The organism is Rhizobium mesoamericanum STM3625, assembly GCF_000312665.1.
Classification (GTDB): Bacteria; Pseudomonadota; Alphaproteobacteria; order Rhizobiales; family Rhizobiaceae; genus Rhizobium; species Rhizobium mesoamericanum.
Genome location: NZ_HF536778.1, coordinates 163,638 through 172,274 on the forward strand (window position 1 = coordinate 163,638; position 8,637 = coordinate 172,274).

The 8,637-nt window shown below is 54.0% G+C and carries 4 protein-coding genes and 5 pseudogenes; 4 read left to right on the forward strand and 5 right to left on the reverse strand.

What is annotated here, in order from left to right:
• Positions 1 to 222 precede the first annotated feature (222 nt).
• From BN77_RS36085 to BN77_RS29465, 3 genes and pseudogenes are all read right to left on the reverse strand, one after another.
• Positions 223 to 416 (reverse strand): annotated as a pseudogene (locus BN77_RS36085) (helix-turn-helix domain-containing protein); the annotation flags it as partial.
• Between the two features lie 360 nt (positions 417 to 776).
• Positions 777 to 1,781 (reverse strand): helix-turn-helix transcriptional regulator, encoded by a 1,005-nt coding sequence (locus tag BN77_RS29460; protein ID WP_007539226.1) that lies wholly within the window; start codon positions 1,779 to 1,781, stop codon positions 777 to 779.
• A gap of 79 nt (positions 1,782 to 1,860) precedes the next feature.
• Positions 1,861 to 2,832, reverse strand: coding sequence for a LysR family transcriptional regulator (locus BN77_RS29465; protein ID WP_007539227.1), 972 nt, complete (start codon positions 2,830 to 2,832; stop codon positions 1,861 to 1,863).
• 438 nt (positions 2,833 to 3,270) lie between these two features.
• On the opposite strand from BN77_RS29465, the pseudogene BN77_RS32995 reads away from it, so the two are divergent.
• The 3 genes and pseudogenes from BN77_RS32995 to BN77_RS29480 all read left to right on the forward strand — a co-directional run.
• Positions 3,271 to 3,710, forward strand: a pseudogene (locus BN77_RS32995) (ISNCY family transposase); the annotation flags it as partial.
• 324 nt (positions 3,711 to 4,034) lie between these two features.
• Positions 4,035 to 5,152, forward strand: a pseudogene (gene hisC, locus BN77_RS29475) (histidinol-phosphate transaminase).
• A 111-nt stretch (positions 5,153 to 5,263) separates the two neighbouring features.
• The gene (locus BN77_RS29480; RefSeq protein ID WP_007539229.1) at positions 5,264 to 6,283 is read left to right on the forward strand and encodes an LLM class flavin-dependent oxidoreductase; all 1,020 of its coding nucleotides are present in this window, start codon (positions 5,264 to 5,266) and stop codon (positions 6,281 to 6,283) included.
• 119 nt (positions 6,284 to 6,402) lie between these two features.
• Here the strand turns inward: BN77_RS29480 and BN77_RS33905 are convergent.
• Positions 6,403 to 6,552 (reverse strand): annotated as a pseudogene (locus BN77_RS33905) (IS110 family transposase); the annotation flags it as partial.
• A gap of 487 nt (positions 6,553 to 7,039) precedes the next feature.
• Positions 7,040 to 7,849, reverse strand: coding sequence for a calcium-binding protein (locus BN77_RS29490; protein ID WP_007539233.1), 810 nt, complete (start codon positions 7,847 to 7,849; stop codon positions 7,040 to 7,042).
• A 507-nt stretch (positions 7,850 to 8,356) separates the two neighbouring features.
• Here BN77_RS29490 and BN77_RS36090 point away from each other — a divergent pair.
• Positions 8,357 to 8,637 (forward strand): annotated as a pseudogene (locus tag BN77_RS36090) (IS110 family transposase); the annotation flags it as partial.

The window sequence follows — 8,637 nt, forward strand, 5'->3', positions numbered from 1 at the left end:
AAACCATGTGCAACAAGTGGTCAAAAACAAACCTACCCGCTCTGGCGGCCATCCCGGATATTTGATTCTTTAACATCCGGCCTTGTTCGGATCTAAGGACGGGCACGTGGCTCCAAGCCCCTCCTCGCACCACGTGAGAGACATCGTGTATGACGAGGTGAGACAATCAAAGTTAGGGATGCAGACGACCGAGCAGCGCGACAACCAAGATGAGACGTGATCTCATCCAGATCGTCGCTCTACACGACCGCATAGAAAAAGCGCGCGAAGGGCCTCCAGTTTCAAAATCGTGATGGTCCGAGCGCGTTCATCTCAAGGATATCTCGTTCTTTCAACTCAGTCATTCCCCGGGACACAGTTCCAATTGTCATCGCCAAGTAGTCCGCGATGTCCTGACGCGACATCGGCAACTTGAGCTACGTCGCGCCGCCCATACTTTCGGACATCGAGCATCTGCTCGGCCAGCAGCTTCTTGAGGGAATTACCCGGCAAGTCAAAGCTCACGATGCTGTCGGAATTCATAACATCCGACTTAAAGAAGAGCCGGCCGCCTTTTCGGAAGCTGTATGGCATTCATCCAAACAATGAATTTCGAGAACCTGTTAATCCACTTGGGAATACCGCCGAAAGGAATGAGCCTTGGGGGGCAAGCATATCGTAAACTTGATGACGACACTTATTGAATTATCGCAATCGAACACTGAATCAATTGTTTGGATGGCGCATCCATCCTGTGGATGTGGGAAGGAAAGGCGGAGCCGGAGCCAACGAGCAAGCTACGGACAGTAGACGGGGGCGCCTCTCACGCGCTTTCGCGTTGCCGATGGGCTCTCTCCGTAGGTCGATCTGTAGATGGCCGAAAACCTGCCGAAGTGAAAGAAACCCCATTTCAGGCAAATTTGCCTTATCGTGTTTGCGTTTTCGGGATCAAGCAAATCCAAGCGGGCGCCCCGCAAGCGGAGCATGGACAAATATGCAGCTGGAGTGGTTTCCCGGAATGTACGGAAGCCGAGCTGCAGCGCGCGTGTAGAAACGCCAGCCGCTTCTGCGACCATTGGCATTCGGATTGGCCGGCTGACGTTAGCCTCCATGAATTCTATTGCCCGCCGTATGTGCCACGGTGCTATCATGCAGGGCTTCCTTTCGAGAAACCGAGAAAGCCGGTGGGGCACCACGTGAATGATCAAATCAGCAAGGGCTTGGGTGATGTGCGCCATCGCTACCGGGGAATGAATTGAAGGGTCGCGCAGAGCCCGGATAGCGGTCTCGGCTAATGCAGCAATCGTCTGCCCGCCCGCAGTGGTTTTTTCGAGCTCTGGCACGAGCGCCAATGATTCCCCAAGGGGCCGTTCAAATGTCTGATCCAGTGTCTGCAGTATGATATTCCAATCGATCAGCAGCTCGTCGATGACGTTTGACTGCCCGTACATCCTCACTTGTTCGGGTTCCAGAGTGTTGTACAACAGCAGCCTGTCTCGACCAGCATCAGCTTTCGTTGAGCCGTGGCTGAACCCCATACCTCCGCTTCGGGGCAAAACGATTGACAGATACTCCACTGAACTTGCCGTAGGCTCAATCTTGAACTGTAACTCGTGTTGATGATATCCCGTGATCACGGAGGCCCAGTCGCTGGAAGAAAAATCAAGGCTCCAATGAAAGTTTTCCACGCGGCCAATCAGCTCGCCCTCAAATTTCCCGAACGCGCCACTGAGCTTATCGATCATTCCATCGAACGATGATCCGAAATACTTGAACGTCGAAGGGCGAGTTTCCTGGGGCATCTCACGTTGTCTCCTCGATCTGTGATGAGTGGGCCCGTTGCGCTGCGGCTGCGGACTTCGTTTCGCGGGCTGACTCATATCATCTTCTTAAGAAATGGCCCTTATTGCCAATTCCTGGTGCCTGTTCAGTTCGTGGCCAAGCTTCATCTAGGTTCTTGGCTTCTTCCAGCATTATATGACGCAGCCAAGCACTTCCCGCATCAGCGTCATGCAGGGACGGCCATTGAACGGCTTGGTCGTATCGTGGAAGCCCAATCGAATGGTCGATAACGCGCAGCGGAACGGAGGACGCAACTTCCCGCACGAGTCGCGAAGGTAATATCGCCAGCCGTTCTGTTCCCGAGATAGCAGCTGGCACCATACTGAGATTGGGAACTATCACGTCAACACGGCGCTGAAGACCAAGCCGACGGAGATAATTGTCCTCGATTGAACAAGGTTGGCCAAGACCTGTTTTTGCTGTGACGTGGCTCGCACCGACATACTCTCTAATGCTCATTCTCTCTGAGAACTTTGAGTTGCTCGCGCACCCTACCAGTTCAAGATTCTCCTCAATAAGCGTTGCTTGAGGATGGCCACTGGCGGCGAACAATTCCGGCAGTATCACGAAGTCAACTCTGCCACGCCGGAGAAGCTGGTCCGGATCGTCAGGCAAAGGAAGTAGCTCAAAGCTGACTGCAGGTGCTTCGGATGCGACACGCTCGATCACCCTCTTAAGAAAGACCGTAGTCATGAAATCACATAATGCAATCCTGAAATGACGACATCTGAGCTGAGCGCACGGACTAGGTCCTGAAATTATGTTCTGCTGTATGTGCTGTAGGGCATTCCGAACTGCTGGGAATAGAGCCAATGCCAGTGGAGTGAACACGAGCTTTCCTCCTCTGGGGGTAAAGATGTCATCCTTGAAAAAGAGGCGCAACCGACGCACAGCGGCACTCATCGCCGGCTGGCTGAGGTTGATGCGCTTTGCCGCAGCAGTGAGATTGCCTTCACTCATCAAGGCGTCGAACGCGACAAGAAGATTAAGATCAAGACCTTTAAAACGCATGGGTGGTGTACCAGTAGCAAGGCGACAACTCGCATCCAAAATTCGCCCGGCACATCTGACCTTAGCGCGCTTGATTGCAAGTGAAACAAGGCACGGACGAATGTTTGATGCGCCATGAGGATACGATCGGGTCGATCTGGATAATGCGCGCACAGGCGGATGACCGTAAGAGGCGCCCTACCCCCCTTCGGGATAAGAAATGTGACTGTTTTTTGCCGTACGAGGCTTCGACATATGATAATTACAGGGTATCCGCATGGCGCCAGTCTAGATGTGCCGTTGCGACGGTTTGAGGTTTTCACGAGAATGGGCACTCCCCGCGACTGGAGTGTCGATGAAAAGGACTGCATCGTCGCCGAGAGCTATAGCGGCGAGATGTCGGTCAGTACTGTTGCGTGTCGCCATAAGTTGTCGCCCAGACAATTGTTTACCTGCCGTCTGCAGGAAATCTACGCCGGGCTCGATCCTGTCCTGCTATTGCGCGATATTCGCGCCCTGCAGGAGCGAATTGCTGCGCTTGCCGACACTCCGCCCGCCATGCGCTCTGACGGGCTAACTCAGCCGATCGACCTTTTCCTGGCGACTTTGCGGACTGCCTGGAAAGACGGAGCTAGCCGGCCGACGGATCGACCGATTGTAAAAGCCAAAGAGGGCGGCGGCGTCCTGACCCTCTCGTTAAGGCGACTGCCGACTTGCGAAATTGGTTCGAAGCCGAACCATGGCGAACCGGCAGTGAACTTCTGTCACGACTGCAGCCCGAGTATCCCGGCGATTACCCCGACAAACTGCTTCGAACACTTCAGCGCCGGCTGAAGGTCTGGCGCAGCGATCCCGTGAATGCCGCGGGGCGTTGCCGCGACAGCTATCCGCGTTTTTGAAGATCAGGGCTTCAAGTGGCTTGGTCGGCACAGCCCATCGTCCTTGGGCGTTGATTATCATCCTCTTGTGACGACCAGGTTTATTTGCCGCTTGGATCGATACTCATAAAATCAATCCATTATACCGCCAAAACGATCATGGCTAGAAAGGCGACCCAGGATCCGATCCGACGCCCAACGGGAGACTGCGATTTCCCACCGATGCTTGCTTAATCGCGGTGAGCCTTCGCATGCTGGTAGTTGCTAGGAGACCGTCACGAACGAGAGGCTTAACTATGCCAGCTGCCCAGAGAGGCGCGTGGCCCGGTTGAAACGGAGAAAGAAATGTCTGACGCAAAACTAGCAGATGTGCTTTCAGCTCTATTAGAAGAGACGAGGAGCCTAGAGGCTGCGCCCTCCAGTGTCTCCGGTGCCAAGCATAGATCATTAAACTGGACACAAACGAAAACCCTTTTCCTTTGCCTCTGCCCGTAATGCAGAGTGCAATTGCGGCACTCAAAGGCCATCATCTATATCCAGAAGATGACAATGTTGGTTTGCGAGAAGCCGCCGCCAATGCATACGGTTTCAACCAAGATCAGGTAATCGCCGGCAACGGCTCCTCAGAACTTTTAAGTGTCATTTACAAAGCCTTCCTCGCCCCGGGAGACTCGGTCGCGATGCTGTCCCCTGGCTTTTCGTTCAATCGAAAACTTGCAAGTCTTCAAGGAGCTCGATTCATAGAGGTGAAATGGGACGAATCTTACATGCTTCCGATGAAGCAACTGCTTTCTGGTCCCGCACAAGATGCAAAGTTCATCGTGTTGTCTAATCCTAACAACCCTAGTGGCACGTTCGTCCCAGTAGCTGATGTCGATAGTCTCGCCACTCAATCGAACCGTCTCATCGTTTTGGATGAGGCGTATGTCGATTTTGCACCCGATGACGCTTTACGCCTCGTCCACCGCCATCCGAACCTTCTGGTCCTAAGAACCTTCTCCAAAAGTTACTCTGCTGCCGGCCTTCGCATCGGGTTTGGCTTCGGTCATCCTGATTTGATCGGAAGGCTACGCAACATCCAAAACCTCTTCAATATGAATGTTATCGCACATGCAGTCGGCATTAGTATCCTTTCGAACCGTACCGCCTATTCAGACAATCATAAGCACATCAAAGAGGAAAGAGAACGCGTTACGACCGCTCTGTCTCATCTGGGCTTCTCAGTGATCCCATCCCACGCAAATTTCCTACTCGCCCGTGTACCACCCGGTCGAAAGGGCACTTGGTGGCAAACATCCTTGAGAGACGAGAATATTTTCATTGCTGCATTTCCCGAGGATGGCCTCGAAGATTACATCCGTGTGAGCATTGGTAAAAAAGACGAGATGGACGCCTTCATTTCCGCGGCCGGTAGGATCTTAAAAAAACTAGTACCGCACGAAACCTCTGTCACGAGCCAGTAATCCTTGTGCTATCGCCACCGACCCGGGCAGGTCAGTGGTCAGGGGATCGGCGATACAGAGCCTTCGGTCTTGCAGTCCGAAGCACTTTACAACTGAACAGGAGACCACTCGATGGCGAACAGCCACTCAAATTTGACTTTCGGAATCTTTGATCACCTCGACGATAATCATACGGACATCGAGCGGCTGTACTCGGAGCGTCTAGAACTAGTAGAATCGTGCGATCAACTTGGCTTCTACGCGTACCATCTGGCTGAGCATCATTGTACACCGCATGGAAGGAGCCCGTCGCCCAATCTGTTTCTGTCCAGCGTCGCGCAGCGCACTCGTCGGCTTCGTATGGGACCGCTTGTCCTGCTGCTACCGCTTTATCATCCTTTGCGGGTCTTCGAAGAAGTCTGCATGCTAGATCAATTGAGTGGTGGTAGACTCGAGCTGGGAATCGGACGCGGCTCCCTTCCCGTTGAGCTCGGCTACTTCGGGATGAGCCCCGAGTCGGCCCCTGGATGCTACGCGGAAACAAGTGAGATCTTGCTTAACGCCATGAAGGGCGGCACGCTCAACCATCACGGTGAGCATTTCGAGTTTAGCCGCATACCCCTTGCCCTTAGTCCTCATCAGCGCCCGCATCCGCCAATATGGATTGCAACGAACCGCCCCGAGTCTGCACGTTGGGCCGCAGCCAATGGGGCAAATATTGCATGCATCGGACCTTCGTCGTATGTCCGCGCGGTGACTGACGCGTTTAAAGCCGAGCGCAACAAAAGCTCGGACAATCAAGTTCTATTTCGCGGATTGCTCCGTATGGTCGTAATCGGCCGGTCAGAATTGAATGCTCGCTCGCTCGCAGCGTCAGCATACGATCTTTGGCTTAGCAGCTTCAAATTCCTTTACGACCTAAACGATCTCCCGACGCCTCCAAACCTGCCGCTGACCTTTGACGAGGCGGTAGAGAATGAATTGTGCGTAGCCGGAACTGCAGATCAGGTGCGGCAAACACTGCACGGCCATTCGGAGGAGGCTGGCGCAAATTACCTTCTTTGCCAGCTCGCGTTCGGGAACCTTCCGGTGGAAGCTTCGTTGTACACCGCTGCCACAATACAATCGGAAATGATCGCGCGTGCTGGTTGATATGAGTAATTCCACTAATCGGTTGGAATAGTAATGTGGGCTAGGACTGTCCGTACTGTCAATCGGCGGCTGCGTATTCCGATTTCATTCCGGCCAGCATTCCGATTTGAAGGCGGCCATTTCGGCTTTTTCCGTTGCAGGAGCTCGATAAGCCATCGGGAAGCATGCCTGCTTCCACCTGCTCTGACGTGCTGGAGCAGAGAAGTGGCGCCCACCACCAATATACTTCGCAGCGGATCTGGGGTCTTAATCATCAAAAGCGATGCGCCCGCCTCGTGCTCCTTCAGAATGCCGATGATCTGTTCGTCTGTGAAACGATTGCGCTTCATTCCCTGGTCCTCTCAATGGGCCAGAGCTTACTTCAAAATGGATTATTTCAACGGGGCAAGGTCAAGGACCTTGTTCAAATCGTAGGCAACAAGACGCGGCATTTACCAGCATTCGTCTCAATAGGGTATGCTCAGGAAAGGCTCATTCATGCATCGGGGGTCCATTATTTAAATCGTTAGATTTGGGAGCCATAGACCGGCGGGCAGTCCTTCCAGCGACCGCCACGAAGCAGCAGATGCATCGTCGGTGAGAGCGCGCAACGGTTGTCGGCACCGCTGCGCCCCGCCGGCCGCAGGGACGAGAGACTGGCGCGCGTCCCTCTGTGTCCGACTGCCGACAATTTCCTACCACCTTGCCATCGAACTGTCTCCGCATCCAAAGGAAACAGATGATCATCTCGACAGCAACACCAACTGATTAACCAGCCTAGAAGAACGTGAAATCCGAAGCAGTCAAACCTAGGCTGGTTAAGTGGAGCAAACTTTCTACGTTGCTCAAGTGCGCGAAGTCATCCACGTAGTTTTCGGAAGTGACATAACCCAAATTCGCGGTCATGCTGTCATCATTGAAATAGGCAATGATATCGCCTGCAGCCTCCCCGGAAATAGCCCTGGCTGCGGCCGAGCCATCGGTGAAACCACGATCAGTGATCACGACGACGTGCTCGCCGTTCGCGCCACTAGCGGGACCGCTGTAGAACGTGTCCACCTGATGGCCGTGCGCCTCATGATTGATGAAATTCGCTGCAATACCATCGACGCCAAAGCCTACCGCATCGAAGGCAAAAGAGTCTTGCGCTCGGTCAAAATCAACAATGCTGGTGTGGTCCGATCCAAAATTTGGGTCGAACCCGGCCATCGGGTTATGGAACTGGAACGCAAAGGTGTCTTGCCCGGCACCGCCGGCCAGAGAGTCCCTACCGTCGCCCGCGAAGAGCACGTCATCGCCGGCTCCGCCATAGAGCTTGTCGTTGTCGCCGCCAAGGAGGGCCGTACCCAGGATGCGGGGCTTATCGCGACCCATGTCGCCGTAGAGGTAGTCGTTGCCCTCGTCGCCAAAGACGTGATCATTGCCCGCGCCGCCGAACACGCGGTCGTTACCCTCGCCGGCCGAGATGGAGTCGTTTCCGGGACCACCGTCGATCCAGTCATTTCCGGTGGGATCGACCATCACGTCATCACCATTACTGCCAAAGAAATTGTTGCTACCCGGGCCACCCAGAACAGTTTTCTCCATTGCGAATGCTCCTTATGAAACAGCCCCACTGGACTCTTTCCTATATGCCTGCCGGAAGGTTTTAGTAATCCATTGTTTGGATTGGAAACATTGACATGACGGATGAACCGCCGTGCGGTGCGGACGAATCAATATGAACTCTGGACGTAATGCCCAGATCGAACTCAAATGTATATGGCAGGGATTTCATCCGGTTTAGCTACATTAAACATCCATTAAGAGGCAGAGGCGCGCCGCGCTGCAAGACCACTCATACGCGGTCCGAAGTAAATCAGCTTACGATTCATCGGGCATCTTCCGCAGCGAATCTTCTCGCGATGTTGGCGCTCACACGGCGGCGTAGCCCGGTTCTGCCGCGAAGAGATCGCGCTCGGCGGAGGATGCATGATGGACCGTACGACCGTATGTCCGTCTTCGTGCCTGAGGTGGCTCGCCCTACACTGGTCTTCCGACGGTTGCTCGGATAGGCCGAGCCGATCCTCATCACAGGAGGACGAGCCGTGGCAGATTATTGAGATTATAGGAATCGATGTCGCCAAATTAAAGAATGCGATTGCTGTCGTTGAATCCGGCTGGGAGGGAGAGGTCCGCTTTTGGGGTGAGGTTGAGGCCTCTGATACCAGCATGCGCCGCATCATCCAACGGATAGCAGCAATGTTTGACCGAGTTCATTTCTGCTACGAGGCGGGTCCGACCGGATGCGGCCTACATCGGCTTATTCGATCGCTTGGCCATGAATGTGTGGTGGTCGCTCCATCACTGATCCCCAGGAAGCCAGCCGACAGAGT